The 20533-nt window shown below is 69.3% G+C and carries 20 protein-coding genes and 1 pseudogene; 7 read left to right on the forward strand and 14 right to left on the reverse strand.

Annotation, left to right across the window (positions count from 1 at the left end; translation table 11 throughout):
- Positions 1 to 25 precede the first annotated feature (25 nt).
- Complete coding sequence (locus A9O67_RS04595) at positions 26 to 619, forward strand: glutathione peroxidase (RefSeq protein ID WP_068607801.1); 594 nt, start codon at positions 26 to 28, stop codon at positions 617 to 619.
- 6 nt (positions 620 to 625) lie between these two features.
- Here the strand turns inward: A9O67_RS04595 and A9O67_RS04600 are convergent, their stop codons facing one another.
- On the reverse strand, positions 626 to 1177 hold the full coding sequence (locus A9O67_RS04600) for a C40 family peptidase (RefSeq protein ID WP_068607804.1): 552 nt from the start codon (positions 1175 to 1177) through the stop codon (positions 626 to 628).
- A gap of 50 nt (positions 1178 to 1227) precedes the next feature.
- Positions 1228 to 2283, reverse strand: coding sequence for a DNA polymerase III subunit delta (gene holA, locus A9O67_RS04605; protein ID WP_068607806.1), 1056 nt, complete (start codon positions 2281 to 2283; stop codon positions 1228 to 1230).
- A 60-nt stretch (positions 2284 to 2343) separates the two neighbouring features.
- On the opposite strand from holA, the gene rocF reads away from it, so the two are divergent.
- Both rocF and A9O67_RS14035 read left to right on the forward strand, forming a co-directional pair.
- On the forward strand, positions 2344 to 3300 hold the full coding sequence (gene rocF, locus A9O67_RS04610; RefSeq protein ID WP_068607808.1) for an arginase: 957 nt from the start codon (positions 2344 to 2346) through the stop codon (positions 3298 to 3300).
- Positions 3301 to 3337: 37 nt separating this feature from the next.
- Positions 3338 to 4150 (forward strand): annotated as a pseudogene (locus A9O67_RS14035) (ATP-binding protein); the annotation flags it as partial.
- 65 nt (positions 4151 to 4215) lie between these two features.
- Here A9O67_RS14035 and A9O67_RS04620 read toward each other — a convergent pair.
- The 4 genes from A9O67_RS04620 to A9O67_RS13740 form a co-directional block, all read right to left on the reverse strand.
- Positions 4216 to 4755: an LPS-assembly lipoprotein LptE gene (locus tag A9O67_RS04620; RefSeq protein ID WP_331711353.1), complete on the reverse strand. Its 540-nt coding sequence runs from the start codon at positions 4753 to 4755 to the stop codon at positions 4216 to 4218.
- Between the two features lie 2 nt (positions 4756 to 4757).
- Positions 4758 to 7460, reverse strand: coding sequence for a leucine--tRNA ligase (leuS, locus tag A9O67_RS04625; RefSeq protein WP_068607814.1), 2703 nt, complete (start codon positions 7458 to 7460; stop codon positions 4758 to 4760).
- Positions 7461 to 7559: 99 nt separating this feature from the next.
- On the reverse strand, positions 7560 to 8375 hold the full coding sequence (dapB, locus tag A9O67_RS13735) for a 4-hydroxy-tetrahydrodipicolinate reductase (RefSeq protein WP_231960212.1): 816 nt from the start codon (positions 8373 to 8375) through the stop codon (positions 7560 to 7562).
- A gap of 18 nt (positions 8376 to 8393) precedes the next feature.
- Positions 8394 to 8975: an outer membrane protein assembly factor BamE gene (locus tag A9O67_RS13740; RefSeq protein ID WP_068607823.1), complete on the reverse strand. Its 582-nt coding sequence runs from the start codon at positions 8973 to 8975 to the stop codon at positions 8394 to 8396.
- A 132-nt stretch (positions 8976 to 9107) separates the two neighbouring features.
- Between A9O67_RS13740 and fur the strand changes: the two genes are divergently transcribed.
- On the forward strand, positions 9108 to 9548 hold the full coding sequence (gene fur, locus A9O67_RS04640; protein ID WP_068607825.1) for a ferric iron uptake transcriptional regulator: 441 nt from the start codon (positions 9108 to 9110) through the stop codon (positions 9546 to 9548).
- Positions 9549 to 9575: 27 nt separating this feature from the next.
- Here the strand turns inward: fur and hprK are convergent, their stop codons facing one another.
- The 3 genes from hprK to hpf all read right to left on the reverse strand — a co-directional run bounded on the left by hprK (position 9576) and on the right by hpf (position 11499).
- Complete coding sequence (hprK, locus tag A9O67_RS04645) at positions 9576 to 10526, reverse strand: HPr(Ser) kinase/phosphatase (RefSeq protein WP_068607827.1); 951 nt, start codon at positions 10524 to 10526, stop codon at positions 9576 to 9578.
- Between the two features lie 37 nt (positions 10527 to 10563).
- Complete coding sequence (gene ptsN / locus A9O67_RS04650; RefSeq protein ID WP_068607829.1) at positions 10564 to 11034, reverse strand: PTS IIA-like nitrogen regulatory protein PtsN; 471 nt, start codon at positions 11032 to 11034, stop codon at positions 10564 to 10566.
- A gap of 132 nt (positions 11035 to 11166) precedes the next feature.
- Positions 11167 to 11499, reverse strand: a complete 333-nt coding sequence (gene hpf, locus A9O67_RS04655) for a ribosome hibernation-promoting factor, HPF/YfiA family (protein WP_068607832.1) — start codon at positions 11497 to 11499, stop codon at positions 11167 to 11169.
- 363 nt (positions 11500 to 11862) lie between these two features.
- Here hpf and corA point away from each other — a divergent pair, with 363 nt between their 5' ends.
- The 3 genes from corA to A9O67_RS04670 all read left to right on the forward strand — a co-directional run bounded on the left by corA (position 11863) and on the right by A9O67_RS04670 (position 16030).
- Positions 11863 to 12849: a magnesium/cobalt transporter CorA gene (gene corA / locus A9O67_RS04660; RefSeq protein WP_068607835.1), complete on the forward strand. Its 987-nt coding sequence runs from the start codon at positions 11863 to 11865 to the stop codon at positions 12847 to 12849.
- 134 nt (positions 12850 to 12983) lie between these two features.
- Positions 12984 to 15392 carry an adenosylcobalamin-dependent ribonucleoside-diphosphate reductase gene (locus A9O67_RS04665; protein WP_068607836.1) on the forward strand — a complete coding sequence of 803 codons (2409 nt, stop codon included), beginning with the start codon at positions 12984 to 12986 and terminating at the stop codon, positions 15390 to 15392.
- A 203-nt stretch (positions 15393 to 15595) separates the two neighbouring features.
- Positions 15596 to 16030 carry a group II truncated hemoglobin gene (locus A9O67_RS04670; RefSeq protein ID WP_082955367.1) on the forward strand — a complete coding sequence of 145 codons (435 nt, stop codon included), beginning with the start codon at positions 15596 to 15598 and terminating at the stop codon, positions 16028 to 16030.
- Here the strand turns inward: A9O67_RS04670 and A9O67_RS04675 are convergent.
- From A9O67_RS04675 to A9O67_RS04695, 5 genes are all read right to left on the reverse strand, one after another.
- Positions 16005 to 16607 (reverse strand): hemerythrin domain-containing protein, encoded by a 603-nt coding sequence (locus tag A9O67_RS04675; RefSeq protein ID WP_068607837.1) that lies wholly within the window; start codon positions 16605 to 16607, stop codon positions 16005 to 16007. The genes A9O67_RS04670 and A9O67_RS04675 overlap by 26 nt on opposite strands.
- A complete protein-coding gene (locus A9O67_RS04680) occupies positions 16604 to 17251 on the reverse strand; it encodes a nitroreductase family protein (RefSeq protein ID WP_068607838.1) in 648 nt (215 codons plus the stop codon). The genes A9O67_RS04675 and A9O67_RS04680 overlap by 4 nt, the downstream gene beginning before the upstream one ends.
- Positions 17252 to 17269: 18 nt before the next feature.
- Positions 17270 to 17602, reverse strand: a complete 333-nt coding sequence (locus A9O67_RS04685; RefSeq protein WP_068607843.1) for a HAMP domain-containing protein — start codon at positions 17600 to 17602, stop codon at positions 17270 to 17272.
- Between the two features lie 418 nt (positions 17603 to 18020).
- Positions 18021 to 19304, reverse strand: coding sequence for an NnrS family protein (locus A9O67_RS04690; RefSeq protein ID WP_068607846.1), 1284 nt, complete (start codon positions 19302 to 19304; stop codon positions 18021 to 18023).
- A 9-nt stretch (positions 19305 to 19313) separates the two neighbouring features.
- A complete protein-coding gene (locus A9O67_RS04695) occupies positions 19314 to 20516 on the reverse strand; it encodes an NAD(P)H-dependent flavin oxidoreductase (RefSeq protein ID WP_068608277.1) in 1203 nt (400 codons plus the stop codon).
- Positions 20517 to 20533: the final 17 nt, after the last annotated feature.

Consider the following 20533-nt stretch of genomic DNA (forward strand, 5'->3'; position numbering starts at 1 on the left):
CGATCCACCCACGCCTCTGACGCCCATGAAAACCCGGTCCCGCCTGCACACCCTGGCCGCCGCGGCGCTCGCCGTCGCGGCCCTCGCACCCATGAACACCCCCAGCCACGCCGCCCCGGCCACGCCCGCCACCGCCTCCTGCCCCGCCATCCTGCAACACCGCTTCGACCGGCTGCAGGACGAAAAACCGCAGGATCTGTGCCAGTACGCCGGCCAGGTGGTGCTGGTGGTCAACACCGCCAGCTACTGCGGCTTCACGCAGCAGTACAAGGGGCTGGAAGAGCTCTACCGCCGCTACCGCGACCGCGGGCTGGTGGTGCTGGGCTTTCCGTCCAACGACTTTGGCCAACAGGAGCCCGGCAGCAACCAGCAGATCGCCGAGTTCTGCGAGAACACCTTTGGCGTGCAGTTCCCGATGTTTGCCAAGAGCCACGTGCGCGGCCCGCAGGCCAATGCCCTGTTCCGGCAGCTGGCCGAACGCACCGGCACGACGCCGAAGTGGAACTTCTACAAGTACCTGATCAGCCGCGACGGCCGCACCGTGCTGGCCTACAACAGCCTCACCGCGCCGGACAGCGGCTCGCTGCGGCGGGACATCGAGCGGCTGCTCGGCTCCTGAGCGGAATCAGCGGACCAGCGGCAGCGACGTTTCCGCGGCATCCACCCGGCGCGCGCCGTTGAAGCGCCGCGCCCAGTAGCGGTCGTTCATGTCGCTGATCTTGACGCTGTCGCCCTTGCTGGGGGAGTGGATGAACTTGCCATCCCCCAGGTAGACGCCCACATGGCTGAACGCCCGGCGCATGGTGTTGAAAAACACCAGATCGCCGGGGCGCAGGTCGTCCTTGGCGATGGGGGTGGTGGCCTGCGCCTGCTCGGCCGCGCGCCGCGGCAGCACCAGCCCGAGCGTGTTGGCATACACATAGCGCACGAAGCCGCTGCAGTCGAAACCGGTCTCGGCGGTGCTGCCCCCCATGCGGTAGGGCACGCCGATCAGGCCCAGCGCGGTGTTCATCAGCTGGCTGGCCATCAGGCCCGTTTCGGTGCCGACCGATTGCAGCTGGCCCAACAGGCCCTCCGCGGCCGGCGCACCGACCAAGGGAGCGCCCGGCGCCGGGGGCGCGGCATGGGCGGCCACGGTCAGCAGCGCAGACAGAACGAAGGCGGCGATTCGACGCATAACCGCGGATGCTAACAGAAGCCGCGACCGCCCCCCGAGCACCGCACGGCTTAGCGTGCGGCGGCACACCCGGCCGCCACGGCAAACGCCAGGCGTTGCAACGCCAGCCACGGATCGGCCGGCCAGTCGGGGGCGGTCAACCCCTTGACGATGCCATCCACCGTCTGCGCCTCGGCCAGCCAGCGCCCGGTCTGCGCCGCCCGCAGCCGGGGCAGCAGGCGCTCGTAGCGCTTCTCGCGCGGGCCCCAGACGCGCTGTTCGCGCAGCACCAGCGGCAGGGGTTGCCGGCGGTCCATCGCCAGCCGCACCCGGTGCAGGGTGCGCAGCTCCTCGGCCAACGCCCAGTGCACAGGCACGGGCGCCACCCCTTCGGCGCGCAGCCCTTCCAACATGCGCTGCACGCGCGGCAGCGCCCCGTCCAGCACCGCCTCGGGCAGCCGGAAGGGGTCGTAGCGCGCCACGTCCAGCACCGCCGTGCGCACCTGCTCGAACGACAGCTCGCCCGGCGGATACAGCAGGCCCAGCTTGGCGACCTCCTGATGCGCCGCGAGCAGGTTCCCCTCCACCCGATCGGCCATGAAGGCGAGGGTGCGCTGCCCCTCCTCCCCCGCAGCGACATGCTGCCCCTGCTGCCGCAGGCGCTGCGCGATCCAGTCAGGCAGTTGCGCGCGCTCCACCGCGTCCACGCGGACCACGACGCCATGCGCCGATAGCGCCGCCCACCACGCGCTCTTGAGGGCGGTACCGTCCAGCCGGGGCAGCAGCACCAGGGTGACGGTGTCCGCCGAGGCGGCGGCGGACTCGGCCAGGCGCTGCAGCGCCTCGGCCCCGTCCTTGCCCGGTTTGCCCGACGGAATGCGCACTTCGATCAGGCGCTTGTCGGCAAACAGGCTCAGGGCCCCGCCGGCAGCCAGGATGCCGCTCCAGTCGGTGTGCGCGCCCGCCACGGTGAACACGCTGCGCTCGACGTGCCCCGCCGCGCGCGCGGCCGCGCGGATGGCGTCCGCCGCCTCCTGCACCAGCAGGGCCTCGTCGCCATGCACCACATACAAGGGCGCCAGCGCACGCTGGAGCTGGGCGGGCAATTGGGCGGCGCCGATCTGCATGGCGGGGATTCTAGGCGGCATGCCACACTATTCGCTTCGTCACCACCCACACCGCCCGCCATGAGCACGACTTCGTTTCCCACCGTCGCCCTCGTGGGCGCCCCCACCGACATTGGCGCCGGCGCGCGCGGCGCGTCCATGGGCCCGGAAGCGCTGCGAGTCGCCGGCCTGCAAGCGGCGCTCGAGTCCCACGGCCTGCAGGTGGAAGACCGCGGCAACCTGAGCGGCCCGGCCAACCCCTGGCGCCCCGCCGTGGACGGCTACCGCCACCTGGACGAGGTGGTGGCGTGGAACCGCGCGGTGCACGACGCCGTGTATGCCGAGCTGACGAAGGGCCGCCTGCCCATCCTGCTGGGCGGCGACCATTGCTTGGCCATGGGCTCCATCAGCGCCGTGGCGCGCCACTGCCGCGCCACCGGCCGCAAGCTGCGCGTGCTCTGGCTGGACGCGCACGCGGACTTCAACACCTCGGCGCTCACCCCCAGCGGCAATTTGCACGGCATGCCGGTGGCGTGCCTCTGCGGCTTTGGCCCCGAGGCGCTGGTGCGCCTGGGTGGCGAGGGCCCGGCGCTGCACCCGCAGCAGGTGCGCCAGATTGGCATCCGCAGCGTCGATGCGGGGGAGAAGCGCTTCGTCCACGAGCAGGGCCTGGAGGTGTACGACATGCGCTACATCGACGAAATGGGCATGCGCCACACGATGGAGCAAGCCCTGGCGGGCCTGGACGCCGACACCCACTTGCATGTCAGCTTCGACGTCGATTTTCTGGACCCCGACATTGCGCCCGGCGTAGGCACGACCGTGCCCGGCGGCCCCACCTACCGCGAAGCCCAGCTGTGCATGGAGATGATCGCGGACACCGGCCGCCTGGCCAGCCTGGACGTGATGGAGCTGAACCCGGCGCTGGATGTGCGCAACCGCACCGCGCTGCTGGCGGTGGATTTGATCGAGAGCCTGTTTGGCAAAAGCACCTTGATGCGCGAGCACCAGGTGCGCAAATCCACGTTTCAAACGTAAACTGATCCCGCGCAACGCCCACTCCACGCTGCTGCGGCTGGCGCGCGGCTTTCTGGCCCGCTTTCCCGACGGCGCGGTGCTGGATGAGATCCAGCGCTGCCCGGCCCTGCTGTCGTGGTTGCAGGGGCTGGTGGACGAGCGCCGGCGCATGGGCGACTTCGTCCTGACCGGCTCGCGGCAGTTCGAGCTGGCCCACGGCCTGACGCAGACGCTGGCCGGGCGCGTCGGCCGGCTGGAGCTGCTGCTGCCGCTGTCGGCCGGCGAGCTGCGGCAGGCCGGCCGGCTGCCGGCGTCGCTGGAGGAACTGCTGTGGCGCGGCGGATACCCGCCCCTGTACGACCGGCCGGTGGAGCCGACCGACTGGCTGCCCGCCTACGTCGCCACCTACGTCGAGCGCGACGTGCGCCAGTGGCTGGAGGTGCGCGACCTGACGCTGTTCCAGCGCTTCGTGCGCATGTGCGCCGCGCGCACCGGGCAGCCGCTCAACCTGACGGCGCTGGCGGCCGACTGCGGCGTGTCGGCCACCACGGCGCGGCAGTGACTGTCGGCGCTGGAGGCCAGCTACCTGGTGCTGCGGCTGCCGCCCTACCACCAGAACATCGGCAAGCGGCTGGTCAAGACGCCCAAGCTCTACTTTCTGGACGCCGGGCTGGCGGCGTGGCTGGCGGGCATCCGCGCGCCGGCCCAGCTGCACACCCACGCGCTGCGCGGCGCGCTGTTCGAGACCTGGGTCGTCTCCGAGGTCGTCAAGGCGTTCGCCCACTGCGGCCGGTCCACGCCGCTGTTCTTCTGGCGCGACAGCACCGGGCTGGAAGTCGACCTCGTCTGGGAGACCGCCGACGGGCTGCAGGGGGCGGAAATCACATGGCGGCCTGACCGGTCCTGGACGGACTTGGCCAGATATCCGGGTCGCCCTCAGTTCAGCGACGCCACGGCCGCCAACCGCACCAGCAACTGGCGCACGACGGCCGCGCGCATATCGTCGAACAGCAAAGCCTCTTCGGCCTCTTTGCCGAGCACCACGGTTTCGGAGAAACTCAGCTCGCGCTCCTGCAACAGCTCGGTGGGGGGGATCAGCTCGCGCCCGCTCGGTGTGCGCAGGGCGAACCGGAAACGCCGCCGCAACGCCAGCTCGCGCACCTGGCCGGCGGCCGTGGTGCCGACCACGACCCGCTCGCGCTGGTCCTGCAGCACCTGCAACACCACCTCCGCAGCCAGCGCCGGCCCAGGCCCCGGTGCGGATGGCACCAAGGTGTCCAGCACCCCCACGCCGGCCGCCTGGAGCTGGGCGCGCAGGCTCTCCAGCACGTCGGAGTCGGCGGCCGCCTGCAGCCGCAGCGTGCGGAACGCAAAGCGCAGGCCCGTCCCCCGCAGTTGGAAGCCGCAGCCAGCCAGGGCCGTGGCCGCCAAGGCCCCGACCGCCAGCCCGCGCATCCAGGCACGCCGCGTCGCCACGCTCAGACCACCACGTTGACCAGGCGGCCCGGCACCACCACCACCTTGCGGGCGGGCTGACCGTCGCTGAATCGGGCAAATTCCGGCGAGGCCAGCGCCGCCGCCTCGATGGCCGCCCGGTCGGCATCGGCCGGGACGGTCAGGCTGCCGCGCAGCTTGCCGTTGATCTGCAGCACCAGCTCCACCTCGTCGCGGCGCAGCGCCGCCTCGTCCGCCTGTGGCCACGGCGCATCCAGCAGATCACCCAGCGCGCCGGCGTAGCCCAGCGACTGCCACAGGGCGTGCGTCAGGTGCGGCGTGGCCGGGTACAGGCAGCGCAGCAAGATGCCGAAGCCCTCGATCAGCGCCACGCCGCCGCCGGGCTCGTCCGCCGGGTCGAACGCCTCCAGCGCGTTGAGCATCTTCATGCAGCCCGACACCACGGTGTTGTACTGCATGCGCTGGTAGTCGTAGTCCACCTGCTTGAGCACGGTGTGGATCTCGTGGCGCAGCGCCTTGGCGCGCTTGCCATAGGCCACATCAGCCAGCGATGCTGCGCCCTGCGCGGCCTGTGCCGCGCCGGCCCAATCGGCCTGCGCGAGCCGCTGGCCAAACGCCCAGACGCGCTTGAGGAAGCGGTAGCTGCCCTCCACCGCGGCGTCGTTCCACTCCAGCGTCGCCTCCGGCGGCGCGGTGAACATGGTGTAGAGCCGCGCGGTGTCGGCGCCGTAGCGCTCGATCAGGTCCTGCGGGTCGACGCCGTTGTTCTTGGACTTGGACATCGTGCCGACGCCCTCGTAGTCGATCGGCGTGCCGGCTGGCAGCACGCCGTCGCTGCTCGCCACGTCGCGCTTGAGGCGCGCGCCGACGATCTTGCCGCCCTCATCCAGCACATGTTCCACATCGTGCGGCCAGAAGTACTCCTTGGCCCCCTTGGCGGTGCGGCGGCTGTAGATGTGGTTGAGCACCATGCCCTGTGTGAGCAGGCGCTGGAACGGCTCGTCCACCTGCACCAGCCCCAGGTCGCGCATCACCTTGGTCCAGAAGCGCGCGTACAGCAGGTGCAGGATCGCGTGCTCGATGCCGCCGATGTACTGGTCCATCGGCATCCAGTAGCGGGTCCCGTCGGCCACCATCGCATCGGCATTGGTCGGGTCGCAATAGCGCATGAAGTACCAGGACGAATCGACGAAGGTGTCCATGGTGTCGGTTTCGCGCCGCGCGGGCTTGCCGCACTTCGGGCAATCGACCTTCAGGAACGCCTCGCACTTGGCCAGCGGGTTGCCGCTGCCGTCGGGGATCAGGTCTTCCGGCAGCACGACCGGCAGGTCCTCATAGGGCACCGGCACCGGGCCGCAGTCGTCGCAGTGGATGATCGGGATCGGCGTGCCCCAGTAGCGCTGGCGGCTGATGCCCCAGTCGCGCAGGCGGTAAGTGACTTTTTTCTCGCCCAGGCCCTGGGCAGCCAGCAGCTCGGCTGCTTTGTCCACCGCAGCCTGGTAGGGCAAGCCGTTGAGCGGGCCAGAGTTGACGCAGCGGCCCCGTTGCTTGTCGGCGTACCACTCGGCCCAGGCGTCGGCGGAGAACGTCTCCCCCTCCACCGCAATGACCGGCTTGATCGGCAGGCCGTACTTCTTGGCGAACGCGAAGTCGCGCTCGTCGTGCGCCGGCACGCCCATCACCGCGCCGTCGCCGTAGCCCATCAGCACGTAGTTGCCGACCCACACCGGCACCGCCTCGCCGGTGAGCGGATGCGTGACGGTCAGGCCCGTCGGCATGCCTTCCTTTTCTTTGAGCGCCAGCTCGGCCTCGGTGGTGCCGCCGAGCTTGCAGCGCTCGATGAAGGCCGCCAGCGCCGGGTTGCCGCGCGCGGCGTGCGCCGCCAGCGGGTGCTCCGGCGCCACGGCGCAGAAGGTCACGCCCATGATGGTGTCGGCGCGGGTGGTGAACACCCACAGCCGCCCGTCCTGGATCGGCTGACCCTGCTCGTCGCGGATGTCGTGCGGAAAGGCGAAGCGCACGCCCTCGCTCTTGCCGATCCAGTTCTCCTGCATCAGCCGCACGCGCTCGGGCCAGCCGGCGAGGAAATTCGGATCGTCCGGGTTGGCCACCGCCGACAGCAGCTCCTCCGCGTACTTCGTGATCGCCAGGTAGTAGCCGGGGATCTCGCGCTTTTCCACCAGCGCGCCGGTGCGCCAGCCGCGCCCGTCGATGACCTGCTCGTTGGCCAGCACGGTCTGGTCGACCGGGTCCCAGTTGACCACCTGCGTCTTGCGGTAGGCGATGCCCTTTTCCAGCATCTTCAGGAACAGCCACTGGTTCCACTTGTAGTACTCGGGCGCGCAGGTGGCGACTTCGCGGCTCCAGTCGATGGCCAACCCCATCGCCTGCATCTGCCGCTTCATATAGGCGATGTTGTCGTAGGTCCAGCGCGCCGGCGGCACGCCGTTTTTGATGGCGGCGTTCTCGGCCGGCAGGCCGAAGGCGTCCCAGCCCATCGGCATGAGGACGTTCCAGCCCTTCATGCGCAACTGACGCGCCATCATGTCGTTGATGGTGTAGTTGCGCACATGCCCCATGTGCAGCTTGCCGCTGGGGTAGGGCAGCATGGAGCAGGCGTAGAACTTGGGCTTGGTCGCGTCTTCGGTAACGCGGTAGGCGTCGCGCGCGGCCCAGTGGGCCTGGGCGGCGGCCTCGACGTCGCGGGGGGAGTAGGTGTCTTGCATGGCGCAGGATCGACAACGAGGGGGCGGACCGCGCCCGGTGCGCGGCCCAATGTTGCGCGACATTGTAGGTGGAGCGCCCCCGCCGGCGCCCGCGCCACTTCAGCGCAAGCCGAGCACGTCCGCCATGTCGAACAGCCCCTGGCGCCGCCCGGCCAGGAAGCGCACCGCGCGCAGGCTGCCCTGGGCGTAGGTGGCGCGGCTGCTGGATTTGTGGGTGATCTCGATGCGCTCGCCCGTGCCCAGGAACATCACCGTGTGGTCGCCCACGACGTCGCCACCGCGCACCGTGGCAAAACCGATGGTGGACGGGTCGCGCTCGCCGGTGTGGCCATGGCGCTCGTAGACGGCGCAGTCCTTGAGGTCCCGCCCCAGGGCCTGGGCGATGACTTCACCCATCTTCAGGGCCGTGCCGCTGGGGGCATCCACCTTGTGGCGGTGGTGGGCCTCGACGATTTCGATGTCGTAGCCGGTGGACAGGGCGCGCGCGGCCATCTCCAGCAGCTTGAGCGTGACGTTGACGCCAACACTCATGTTGGGCGCCAGCACGATGGGAATGCGCTGCGCGGCCTCGGCGATGGTGGTCTTTTGCGCCTCGGTAAACCCGGTGGTGCCGATGACCATGGCCGTGCCGTGGCGCACGCACGCGGCCAGGTGGGCCAGGGTGCCCTCCGGGCGGGTGAAGTCGATCAACACATCGCTGGCGGCCACGGCAGCATCCACGTCGGCCCCGATGGCCACACCCGCGGGCTGCCCCAAAAAAGCGGCGGCGTCTTGCCCCAGGGCCGGGCTGTCGGGGCGGTCGAGCGCGGCGGACAGCACGCAGTCGTCGGCGGCTTGCACGGCCTCGATCAGCATGCGGCCCATGCGGCCGCTGGCACCGGCAATGGCAACGCGGTGGGGGGTGGAAACGGTCATGGCAACGGGCGGGGGCGTTCAGCGCGGCTCGAGCGGCGGATAGCTCGGCGCCGCGGCGGGGGCGGGGCTGGCGGCGGGTTCGGCGGCAGCGGGCACGGGGCTGGCGGTGCGGGGGGCGGGCGCCTTGGCCTCGAAGGCCTTGAGCTGCTCCTCGGTCGCCTCGAGCACCGGGGGCTGTGCGGCCTTGCGGCGCACGTCCAGGGAAGAGACGAACTCCTCCTCGGTGGGCAATTCATCGGCCTGCACCCGCTCCAGCCGGTCGCCCTGGAAGAACACGCTGACCACGCGGCGCTGCGGGGCCTGGCCCTGGCGCTGGAAGGTGAAGACGTAATCCCAGCGGTTCGCGTGGAAGACGCTGGCCACCAGCGGCGTGCCAAGAATGGCCTGCACCTGCTCGCGCGTCATGCCGGGCTGCAGGGCTTGCACCTGCTCGCGCACGACCACGTTGCCCTGCAGGATGTCCATGCGATAGGGGGTGACCAGACCGCCGATGGTGGACAGCCGCGACGCGGCCCCGTCCAGGGCGCTGCAGCCGGCCAGGGCCAGCAGCGGGGCGAGCCAGACAGCCCGGCGCACCAGGCGCCGCGGGGTCGAGGGCATCGGGGGGGCGGCAGGTTTCATGGCGTGGGACGAATGGGCACACGGGCGCGCAGGACTCGGCGCGAGGTTATATCATCGGGCCCATTGTAGTGGCGCGCGCCCCGGGCCGCCCGCATCCCCCCCCCCGCACGCATGACCGGCATCGAAGAACTCAAGAACACGGGGCTCAAGGCCACGTTGCCGCGACTGAAGATCCTGGAGATCTTCCAGTCGGGGCGCCAGCGCCACATGACGGCCGAGGACGTCTTCAAGGTGCTGCTGGACGAGCAGTCCGACATTGGCCTGGCCACCGTGTACCGGGTGTTGATGCAGTTCGAGCAGGCCGGCATTCTGGTGCGCAGCAACTTCGAGTCTGGCAAGGCGGTCTACGAGCTCAACGAAGGCCAGCACCACGACCATTTGGTGTGCCTGGATTGCGGCCGGGTGGAGGAGTTTTACGACGCCGAGATCGAGCGGCGCCAGCAGGCCATCGCGCAGGAACGCGGCTTTGCCCTGCAGGAGCACGCGCTGTCGCTGTACGCCCACTGCCAGCGGACCGACTGCCCCCACCGCAGCCGGCCACGGCGGGGTTGACGGGGCAACCGGGCAGCCCCCCCTGGATCAATCGTCGCGCAGCATGGCGGCGCGCTGGCGCTGCACGAATTCCTGGTAGGTGTCGATGCCGCGCAACTGCAAAATGGCGTTGCGCACGGCGGCCTCGACCAGCACGGCGATGTTGCGCCCCGCCACCACCGGAATGACAGCCTTGCGGATGGCGACACCGAGCACGTCCTGGTAGATGGGCTCGCTGGGCAGGCGCTCGTAGTCGCGCTCCAGCGTCGCCTGGCGCACCAGGTGGACGATCAGGCGCAGCCGCATCTTGCGGCGCACCGCCGTTTCGCCAAAGATGGCCTTGATGTCCAGCAGGCCGATGCCGCGCACTTCCAGCAGGTTTTGCAGCAGATCGGGGCAGCGGCCTTCGACGATGGTCTGGTTGACGCGGTAGACATCGACCGCGTCATCGGCCACCAAGCCGTGGCCGCGCGAGATCAGCTCCAGGCCCAGCTCGCTCTTGCCCAGGCCGGATTCGCCGGTGATCAGCACGCCCAGCCCCAGAATGTCCATGAAGACGCCGTGCATCGTCGCCCGCTCGGCGAAGTGGCGCGACAGGTAGGCGCGCAGCACGTCGATCACGAACGCCGCCGACGCCGCCGTGGCGAACAGCGGGATGTGCGCGCGCTCGCACATCGCCACCAGCTCGGCCGGCGGCGTCTGGTCGTCGGCGACGACGAGCAGCGGCGGCTCCAGCGTGACGATGCGCGCGACACGGCGGCGGCAGTCCTCCGCCGTGGAATTGAGCAGGTAGGCGACCTCGCGCACGCCCAGCACCTGGGCGCGGTAGGGGTGGATGTAGTTGAGGTGGCCGACCAGATCGGCGCCCGAGCGGGCCTCGGACACCGCCTTGTCGTGAAAGCGCCGCTCGGACGCCGTCTGCCCCGCGACCCACTGCCATTTGAGGGTCTCGCGGTGGTCCTCGAACAGGACGTCGGCGCTGACGGCGCTGGGCTTCATGGTTGGCTTGCCGGCGGCGCGCGGCCGCCGCGCGCGATCAGGCGGCCGCGTGCGCGGACTGCCAGCCCGCGATCAGGCCGTGCAAGGTGGCGGCGTTGTCGGCGCTGCGCAGCTTCTCGCGCAACGCGGCGTCGCTCAACAGCTCGGCGATTTCGGACAGGATCTCCAGATGCTTCTGGGTGGCCGCCTCGGGCACGAGCAAAAAGATCAGCAGGTTGACGGGCTGCTCATCCGGCGCGTCGAAGCCGATGGGCTGGGCCAGCTGAAACACCGCCGCCATGGGTTGCTTCAGGCCCTTGATGCGCCCGTGCGGGATGGCCACGCCATGCCCCAGCCCGGTGGAGCCCAGCCGCTCGCGGGCAAACAGGCTGTCGGTGACGAGCGCGCGGTTGAGGCCGTGCAGGGATTCGAACAGCAGACCGGCCTCCTCGAACGCGCGCTTCTTGCTCGTGGCCTCGACGGCCACGAGCACGTGTTCGGGCGGCAGGATCGCAGAGAGTCGGTTCATCGGGGTATGCCTCGAAACGAGGGGGCCATTATGCCCCCATCGCCGCCGCACTGCCGTGGCCCGAAAACGACAAACCGCTTGACGGCAGCCAAGCGGTTTGCGGCGGGGCAGCAGCGGCTGCCCGGAAAACACTCAGACGACTTCGCGCTTGAGCGGCAGGTGGTGATGCTCCTGCGCCTTGTCCTTGTAGCGCAGCACCTGGCGATCGAGCTTGTCGGCCAGCTCATCGACCGCTGCGTACAGGTCGGCGTGCGTGCTTTCGGCGTAAATGTCCTTGCCCTTGACGTGAATGTTGCACTCGGCCTTCTGACGGTGATCCTTGTCCTTGATTTTGTCGACGGTGAGCAGGACGCGGATGTCCACCACCTGATCGAAATGGCGCGAGATGCGCTCCAGCTTGCTCGCCACGTAGCTGCGCAGTGCCGGGGTGACGTCGAGGTGGTGTCCGCTGATGGTCAGGTTCATGAAGAGCCTCCTTTCGCTCCGGGGGATGGTTCGGCTGCCGAGGGCCGAACGGCGGGGCCGGACGGGCCGACCCCTCGCCTCTACTATGCCTGTTTGAAGCGGGCGTGACAAGCGCAGTTCCCGGCCTGCGAGCGCGCCGCCACCGTCCCCACCGCGCGCACGGTGCGATAATCCGGGCCGTACTTTTTTGTTGGAGTCCCCGCCGTGGAAAGCAGCCCTAGTCGCGTGCTTTCGACGCCGGAGCGCCAGGCCTGAGGCACCGCCCCACCCTGTGTGGCACGGGCGCCCGCACCGGGGCCGGCGGCCGGTGATCGAAAGCACCCCCCGATCATCGTCGCCCCACCCCCCAGCCGGAAGCGCCCCATGCTCAACGTCTTCACGCTCGTCAACGGCCGCCTGTTCCAGGAAGAAATCGATTCCCTGGAGGATCTGGCCCGCTTCAAACCCATCTGGGTCGACATGGAGTCGCCCACCTCCGAGGAGCGCCGCTGGGTGCGGCAGCACTTCGGCCTGTCCATCCCCGAAGACGCCATCGACGACGACATCGAGGAGTCGGCCCGCTTCTTCGAGGAGGACAACGGCGAGCTGCATGTGCGCTCGGACTTCCTCATCGACGACGAGGACGATCCGCGCCATGTGCGGGTGGCCTTCATTCTGAACGACCGCAATCCGGACCTCAAAAGCCACGGGGTGCTGTTTTCCATCCACGACGAGGACGTGCCGGTCTTTCGCCTGCTGCGGCTGCGGGCGCGGCGCATGCCGGGCCTGATCGACGACGCCAAGGACGTGCTGCTGAGCCTGTACGACACCGACGCGGAGTACTGCGCCGACACGCTCGAGGACATTTACGAGGACCTGGAGCGCATCAGCACCAAAGTGCTGTCCGGGCAGGTGACGGACGACATCGCAACCGAGGTGCTGGCGGCCATCGCCCGCCACGAGGACATGTCGGGCCGCATCCGCCGCAACATGATGGACACGCGGCGCGCGGTCAGCTTCATGATGCGCTCGCGCATGCTGTCGGCCGAGCAGTTCGAGGACGCCCGCCAGATTCTGCGCGACCTGGATTCGCTGGACAGCCACACCGCCTTTCTGTTCGAGAAGATCAACTTCCTGATGGATGCCACGATCGGCTTCATCAACATCAACCAGAACAAGATCATCAAGATCTTCTCGGTGGCGTCGGTCGCGCTGCTGCCGCCGACGCTGATCGCCAGCATCTACGGCATGAACTTCCAGTACATGCCCGAGCTGAACCAGCCCTGGGGCTACCCGGCCGCGCTGGTGCTGATGGTGGCCAGCGCCGTGGGGCCGATGCTGTACTTCCGCAAGCGCGGCTGGCTCAAGTGAGCGGGTGAGGGGGCCGGGCGCCGCCGCTATCCACCGTTGGAAGTAGGCCAACGGAAGGATGCGCCGGCGTGGCCAGATCGTGCCGGCGGGTGTCCAATAGGGCCTGTCGTCAACCGGCACCTCGCCCGATCGCCATGGACCGCTGTCTGCCCCCCGACCCCACGCCGCCGCTGCCGCCCCAGCCCATCAGCCAGGACGTGCTGCGGGAGAAATACCTCAAGCCCGGCGAACGGGGACTGGACGATCTGCTCGACCGCGTGGCGCACGCCCTGGCCACCCCCGAAGCTCCCGAGCAGCAGGCGCAGTGGGCTGCGCGCTTTCGTCAGCATCTGGCGCAGGGGGCGGTTGGCGCCGGGCGCATCATGAGCGCCGCCGGCACCGGCATCCAGGCCACCCTCATCAACTGCTTCGTGCAGCCCGTGGGCGACTGCATCCAGGGCATGGACGACGACGGCTACCCCGGCATTTACGAGGCGCTGCGCGAGGCGGCCGAGACCATGCGCCGCGGCGGCGGTGTGGGGTACGACTTCTCGCGCATTCGCCCGCGCGGGGCGCGGGTGCGCGGCACCGCCTCCACCGCCAGCGGCCCGTGCAGCTACATCAACGTGTTCGACCAGTCGTGCGCAACGGTGGAAAGCGCCGGCGCCCGCCGCGGCGCGCAGATGGCGGTGTTGCGCATCGACCACCCCGACGTGCTCGACTTCATCACCGCCAAACGCACGCCGGGTCGGTGGAACAACTTCAACGTCTCGGTCGCGGTGCCGGATGCCTTCATCCAGGCCGTGCAGGCCGACGCCGAGTGGGAGCTGGTGCACCGCGCCGAGCCGTCCGACGAACTCAAAGCCGCCGGGGCGGCGCGAAAGGCCGATGGCCTGTGGGTGTACCGCCGCCTGCCGGCGCGCGAGCTGTGGGACACCGTCATGCGCTCGGCCTACGACTTTGCCGAGCCGGGCGTTCTGTTCCTCGACACCATCCAGCGCGACAACAACTTGCGTGCGGTCGAGCACATCGAGGCGACCAATCCCTGCGGCGAGCAACCCCTGCCCGCCTACGGCTGCTGCTGCCTGGGGCCGCTGATCCTGCCGCGCTTCGTGCGCCAGCCGTTCGGACACGGTGGGTCGGCGCGGTTCGACTTCGACGCTTTTGCGCAAGCGGTGGCGGTGCAGGTGCGGCTGCTGGACAATGTGCTGGACGTGACGCACTGGCCGCTGCCGCAGCAGCAGGCCGAGGCGCGCGCCAAGCGCCGCATCGGCGTCGGCTTCACCGGGCTGGGCGATGCGCTGATCATGCTCGGGCTGCGCTATGACCGTGACGAAGGCCGCGCGATGGCCAGCCGCATCGCGCGCACGATGCGCGACGCGGCCTACCGCGCCTCGGTGGCGCTGGCGCGCGAAAAAGGGGCCTACCCCCTGTTCGACGCCGATGCCGTGCTGGCCGAAGGCACCTTCGCCAGCCGCTTGCCCGACGAATTGAAGGCGGCCATCCGCGCCCATGGCCTGCGCAACAGCCACCTGCTGTCGATCGCGCCCACCGGCACCGTCAGCCTGGCGTTCGCCGACAACGCCTCCAACGGCGTCGAGCCGGCCTTCGCGTGGACCTACACGCGCCGCAAGCGCGAGGCCGACGGCAGCGTGCGCGTCTACGAGGTGCAGGACCACGCCTGGCGTCTGTACCGGGCGCTGCATGGACCGCAGACCCCCTTGACCGAGGCCTTCGTCAGCGCCTTGGAGATCGCGCCCACCGACCATGTGGCGATGATGGAGGCGGTGCAGCCCTACATCGACTCGGCCATTTCCAAGACCGTCAACGTCCCGGCCGACTGCCCCTACGAGGCGTTTCGCGACCTGTATCTGCACGCCTGGCGCGCCGGGCTGAAGGGGCTGACCACCTACCGGCCCAACGCCATCGTCGGCGCCGTGCTGAGCACCTCTGGAGAACCCGCCGCGACGGCACCGGCGACCACGGCGACCGACCCGATGCGCGCGGTGATCGAGAAACGTCCGCGCGGCGCGCTGGAGGCCGTGGCCGAAAAAGTCGAATACTGGACCGCCGAGGGCCCCAAGACGCTGTATCTGGTGGTGTCGTTCCTGCCGGTGACGCAGGCCGATGGCACCCCGCGCAGCCGGGCCATCGAGTTCTTCATGCCGGTGGGCCAAAGCGGCGAGTCGCAACAGTGGATCTCGGCCAGCATGCGGCTGCTGTCGCTGGCGGCGCGCGGGGGCTTCCTGGAGCGGGCGCTGGCCGACATGCGCAAAGTGGTGTGGGACCGCGGCCCGGTGCGCCTGGGCGAGCGCGTGCGCGAGGACGGCGCCCGCGTGCCCCTGTGGCACGACTCGGAGGTGGCCGCCATCGCCTACGCGATCCAGCAGATCATCGAGCGCAAAGCCAGCCCGGCCATCCCTTCGGATATACCCGCAGCAACCGACACTGCGCCTGCACCCCTGCCCGCCCGCAAATGCCCCGAGTGCGGAGCGCGCGCCGTCATCCGGCGCGATGGTTGCGACCACTGCACCGCCTGCGGGCATTTGGGTGCGTGCGGTTGAGGGCGAGGCTTCAGCCTGCCACTTCATTTTGCCGACCGTGACATAGGCGACTGACAGCCGGAGGCTGTCGGATATCGGTCTGTCATCCGCAAAGCCAGCCCAACCGTGGCTGAACCGCTCTCGTGCCTATCGATACAACCTGCACGCCGATGCGGCCCGCTTTTTGAAGCGGGAGGAGGTTTCGGGACGAGACCCGCCGGAGCATGGAGCGGCATCCCCTGCTTACGTCGAGTCCCGGAACAGGAGCAACCTCCGGCGCCGAAGCCGCTCGTGGCGGCGACGCGGCCGTGCGGCGCCTAGTCGACCGCTTCTACGACCTGATGGACGAGCTGCCGGAGGCCTACGCGGTTCGCAAGCTGCACCCCGACAGCCTGGACGGCGCGCGCCAGAGCCTGTTCGAGTTCCTCTCCGGCTGGCTGGGCGGCCCGCCGCTGTATGTGCAAAAGCACGGCCACCCGCGCCTGCGCATGCGCCACCTGCCGTACGCCATCGGCCCGCGCGAGCGCGACCAGTGGATGCTGTGCATGCGCCTGGCGCTGGCCGAGGAGGTGGCCGACGAGGGCCTGCGCCATGCGCTGGCCGAGGCGCTGCAACAGCTGGCCGATCACATGGTCAACGTCGCGCCGGCGACGGCTTGAGTGCCATCGCCGTCGCGGGGGGAGCACCGATTGCCCGGCGAACCATCATGTCCTCGACCATGGCCGTCCGATCGGCGGCAGCCATGGCATGTTCGGCTGCCACGAAGACCTCGCCCTCCTCGGTGGCAATGTGGGACTCGTAGCGCCGCACGAAGCGCGTCAGGCATTCCCGATCATCGCTGGACCAGCGCCAGCCCGCGTCGCCCACGGCTGCCTGCAAGCGCAACAAGACCGGGCGCAACTGTGCCCAATCATCTGCCATGGCAGCATGATCCGCCTGCAGGCGCTGCACCAGAGCGTCTAAGCGTGCGTCGCACATCGCGCGCACGCGCGGAAAGACGTGCAGCTCCTCATCCTCGTGATGCAACGGGGCCGCCCGATCGAAGTAGCGCTGGACCTGGGCAGCGGCCTGCGCTGAGGAAGCGTCGGCGCCGTGGCCATCCACATGAGCCACCAACCGCTGCAGCAAATCGAGCGTGCGCTCGACCCGGTCGTGGCAGGCCCGCAACCACTCGAACGGATGCTCGTGGTCTGCTTGTGGCTCCTTCCCGCCCCCGACCCAAACCGGACTGGTCATGACACCCCCCCGATAGGTAAGCTCGGTGTCCAGACCGAAAACAGCTGCGCCGGCACCGGACGGGCACGCGGAGCGCGCGCCTGGCACACCGTGCCGATGCTCAGGAAGCACACCGGCATATCGGCATCGGACAGCGCAAATGCCTGCCGCAACACGGCCGAATCCAGCGCCTTGCCGCTGGTCAGCGCCGACCCGTAGCCCATCGCCATGGCCATCAACATGATGTTTTGCACGGCGCAACCCGCACTGATGAGCCGCTCGCGCACAGGCACGTCCTCGGTACGCGGGCGGGCATCGACAACCAGCAACCACAACAGCGGAGCACGGCGCGCTTTCTCGCGGGCCTGAGCCTGCTGCTCGGTGGTCGCCGCCGGGTCGCGCTCCCGCAAGGCCTGGGCGAACACGTCCCCCAGTGCCTCGCGGGCAGCGACCGGCACGTCGATGAACCGCCAAGGCAGCAGCTGTCCATGGTCAGGCGCGGCGGCCGCCGCGGTCAGCAACCGCTCGATCTCGGCGCGGCTTGGCCCCGGAGCCACCAATCGCTTGGGCAGAACGGTCTGGCGTCGGGTGATCCACTCCAGCGCCCAATCGGCGCCCTCCACACAGAGGCCCACAGCGGGCGCCACGAGTGGTGCGTTGTCCATATTCCTCCTCGGAATCTCTCAAGTCCGGACATGCCGGAGTTTGAAGCGGTTGATCTGCTGACGCAACGCCTGAACCTGGTCGTCCAGCGTTTTGACCGCCGCCGTGTTTTCTTCGACCAGCGCGGCGTTGCTTTGTGTCACATCGTTGAGCTGCTCGATGGCCTCGTGGACCTGCGCATCGTGCATGCGCGCCAGCACATGGTGTAAGCGCTCCTGCATGGGGTGGATGTGCATCAGCAAATCGGCCACCTCGTCCCGCCCATGTACCTCGGCGGTGACGGTCAGATCGCCCTGGGCAGTAGCACTGGTCGCGCGGTGCGCCTCGGACACGCTGTGGCGCGCCGAGGCCACGAGCGCCGCACCGAAGCAAAATCACTGCGAACACCAGCACGGTGGTCGCCCCCGCCGTGACGATCAGCCCCCACATCGCGCTCTGACGCCACCGAGGCGCCCCCCAACAGCCAGTGCGTCAAGCCTAGATGGGTCCGTTTGGCGAGGATGGCGTCGCCGATGGTGCGCGCCACATCGGTCCCCCGCTTCGCCATCGCGGCAGCGTTCCACTCTCGCCAGCGTTGTTGAACCCGCAAGCCCAGCGCGGCCATCAACGACAGGACAAGCATCGCCCCCTTCAACATCAGCTTGGCACGCAGGCGCAGCCGGCCCAAGATACCCTGAACCGGCCGAACCCACATCGGCAAGCCGCGCGCATCCACGTACTCGAGTGTCGAAGGCCTCATGGTTCACCCCATCCTGTTCATCCATCGGGGTGTCAGCCCGGACGGCCATCGGGTCGCGGCCGGCCATACCACGACAGCAGTCGCACGCCCCATGGCCCGAGCGCGCCCAACCACACCAGCATCGCCAACAGCAGGCCCAAGGATTCGTTGGGCCACGCGGCACTGCCGACACGCAGCACGACCGCCAGCTGCAGCGCCCAGAAGCCCCACCAAGTCGCGTCATCGGCCAACAGCTTGCGCCCCCCGTGGCCACAGGAGACGCGCGTGACCATGGCGTACAGGATCGACCCCACAAAGCCCATCGTCAGCGCATGCCAAGCCCCCAGGCCGAGCAATGGCACCCCCTGCCGCAGGCCCAGCAACTGGGCGGCGCCCAACAGGCAATAAGCCAGCCCCAGCCACAGCACCCCCAGATGCAGCATGGCGAGCAACCGAATGCTCAACGCCTGGACCAGCCCCCACACGAGGGCCAGCCACAACACGATGCTGCCCACCACCAGTTCGAACAGACCGCGGCTAAGCATCCACCCCCGCGAGGGCCCCTGCCCCTGCAGCCAGCCGCCCCACTCGAAAGTCGCCTCCGCCACCGCGGCCGCCAACAGCACGATCAGCACCCACCATGGACGCCAGACCTCGACCATCGGCAAGGCGCTGGAGGTAAAAAACGGAACCAATCGATGCAACGCCGCGACGAACACGGGGATCACGTACAGCCAGACCGCCGAGCGCACCACCACCAGGGCCAGAGGAATCGCTTCGCCCATCAGGGCGAGTGCCAACGCGACCAGATGGACCACCCCCATCCACGCAGCCACCGCAATGATGGCGGCATGCCAGCGGTCCTCCACCCGGCTGCATCGCAGCAAAACCGTGAAGCGCGCCGCCACCCACGCCTGCCCGGTCGCGGCCAGTGCCAGCCCAGGCACGGCCCACCCCATGCCCCAGTGCCCACCAAACAACCATGCCAGCCAGCCAGCCAGCTGCAGCACCACCGGCGGCAGCAGTGCCTGCGCGGGTGGCGCAGCCACCGCCAGCCATTTGGGCCCGGCGGTAAATTGGAAACCAGCCACGAACAGCGGGATGAAACCCAGCGTCATCACCACCCCGTGCACCAGAATGGGAGCGAGCCGCAACGATGGCAACCCCAATGGCCACACGCGCAACAGCAGCATCCAACCCCACCACAGCGACGCAACGAGCAAGACTGCCATCGCCGCCGCAAACCCCAGTCGGTGCGGTGCCTGCCACAGCGTGCGCCAATGCCAACGGCCATCGTGCGGTGCGGCCGGTGGAAACGGGGAGATGCGGGCGGGCACGGTGCCTCCTCAGCCAGCCGCCGCATCCGCCACTGGCTGGCCGAGCAGCCAGCGCAACAGATCGCGCACGGGGCGAATCGCCTCCCCAAACGGCAGCCGCCCGGCCCCGCGAAAAAACAGTCCGCGCGCCACGTCACCCTGTAACGCATGGCCCAGCTGCTGGTCGATGCAGAACTGCCCCATCTCGGGTACGCCATCGCGCAACCCACACCGCGCCAAGCAGTCAAAACCCATGTTGCAGCGGCGTTTGGGGTGGGCCATGGCCTGCATCCGCGGCTCCAGGCGCAGGTATTTTTCCAGCCACGGTGTCCGCACGGCACGGGCCGGCAGGCCGGCGACGCTGGTGAACTCCACCACGTCCTCGGGTCGAGCGCTCACCAACACCCGCTTGAACGCTTCGGCCGCATCGGATTCGGCCGTGACCGCAAAGGCGGTGCCGAGTTGGACGGCTGCCGCCCCCAGTCCTTGCAGGCGCCGGACATCGTCGTGGGTGGAGATGCCACCCGCAGCGATGATCGGTATGTCTCGCTCGATGCCTTCGCGCGCCAGGAATGCCAACACCTCTGGTACCGCGACGTCGAAATCGAAACGCCGATCGGTCAGATCGGCCACCCGGGCCGCCCCGAGATGTCCGCCGGCCAGTCGGGGATGCTCCAGGACGATGGCGTCGGGCAGACGCCCGCGTTTCATCCAGCGCCGCACCACCACCTGCACCCCACGTGCATCGGACAGAATGGGAATCAGCGCCACCCGCGGGTGGTCCTGCGCCAGCTCGGGCAGGTCCAGCGGCAGCCCTGCCCCCACCACGATCGCATCGGCCCCGCTGGCCAGGGCCTGCCGGACGTAGTCCGCGTAGGCCGACAAGGCGCGCATCACGTTGACCGCGATCACGCCATGCCCTGCGGCCAGGCGACGGGCGCGGCGGATCTCGCGGTCCAATGCCTCCAGATTGGCGGCATCGATGCGGGCGCGCACGTCCGGGGCCTTGTGGTCCAGGTGGCTGGTTTGCGCCATGAGGTCCGGATGCAGTCGGCGCAGGTCGACGGAGGAAATGGTTCCCACGGCGCCGGCCGCAGCGACGGTGCCGGCCAAGCCTCCAGCCGACACCCCCACGCCCATGCCCCCCTGCACAACGGGCAGCAAGGTGCGGCCGCCCAAGTTCAGCGGCCTCAGGCCACTGTCGGCCAGCCAGCGGCGGCTCTGTGGTGGCATCCCGATCGGGCCGGTCT

Source organism: Tepidimonas fonticaldi, from assembly GCF_001675355.1.
GTDB lineage: Bacteria > Pseudomonadota > Gammaproteobacteria > Burkholderiales > Burkholderiaceae_C > Tepidimonas > Tepidimonas fonticaldi.

Coding starts and splice junctions, on each gene's coding strand:
- fur (WP_068607825.1), top strand. CDS start 9,108: ATGACCGGCATCGAAGAACTCAAGAACACGGGGCTCAAGGCCACGTTG.
- dapB (WP_231960212.1), bottom strand. CDS start 8,375: ATGACCGTTTCCACCCCCCACCGCGTTGCCATTGCCGGTGCCAGCGGC.
- A9O67_RS04680 (WP_068607838.1), bottom strand. CDS start 17,251: ATGGACAACGCACCACTCGTGGCGCCCGCTGTGGGCCTCTGTGTGGAG.
- corA (WP_068607835.1), top strand. CDS start 11,863: ATGCTCAACGTCTTCACGCTCGTCAACGGCCGCCTGTTCCAGGAAGAA.
- hprK (WP_068607827.1), bottom strand. CDS start 10,526: ATGAAGCCCAGCGCCGTCAGCGCCGACGTCCTGTTCGAGGACCACCGC.
- leuS (WP_068607814.1), bottom strand. CDS start 7,460: ATGCAAGACACCTACTCCCCCCGCGACGTCGAGGCCGCCGCCCAGGCC.
- A9O67_RS04695 (WP_068608277.1), bottom strand. CDS start 20,516: ATGCCACCACAGAGCCGCCGCTGGCTGGCCGACAGTGGCCTGAGGCCG.
- ptsN (WP_068607829.1), bottom strand. CDS start 11,034: ATGAACCGACTCTCTGCGATCCTGCCGCCCGAACACGTGCTCGTGGCC.
- A9O67_RS04600 (WP_068607804.1), bottom strand. CDS start 1,177: ATGCGTCGAATCGCCGCCTTCGTTCTGTCTGCGCTGCTGACCGTGGCC.
- rocF (WP_068607808.1), top strand. CDS start 2,344: ATGAGCACGACTTCGTTTCCCACCGTCGCCCTCGTGGGCGCCCCCACC.
- A9O67_RS04665 (WP_068607836.1), top strand. CDS start 12,984: ATGGACCGCTGTCTGCCCCCCGACCCCACGCCGCCGCTGCCGCCCCAG.
- hpf (WP_068607832.1), bottom strand. CDS start 11,499: ATGAACCTGACCATCAGCGGACACCACCTCGACGTCACCCCGGCACTG.
- A9O67_RS04670 (WP_082955367.1), top strand. CDS start 15,596: ATGGAGCGGCATCCCCTGCTTACGTCGAGTCCCGGAACAGGAGCAACC.
- A9O67_RS04595 (WP_068607801.1), top strand. CDS start 26: ATGAAAACCCGGTCCCGCCTGCACACCCTGGCCGCCGCGGCGCTCGCC.
- A9O67_RS04675 (WP_068607837.1), bottom strand. CDS start 16,607: ATGACCAGTCCGGTTTGGGTCGGGGGCGGGAAGGAGCCACAAGCAGAC.
- A9O67_RS13740 (WP_068607823.1), bottom strand. CDS start 8,975: ATGCCCTCGACCCCGCGGCGCCTGGTGCGCCGGGCTGTCTGGCTCGCC.
- holA (WP_068607806.1), bottom strand. CDS start 2,283: ATGCAGATCGGCGCCGCCCAATTGCCCGCCCAGCTCCAGCGTGCGCTG.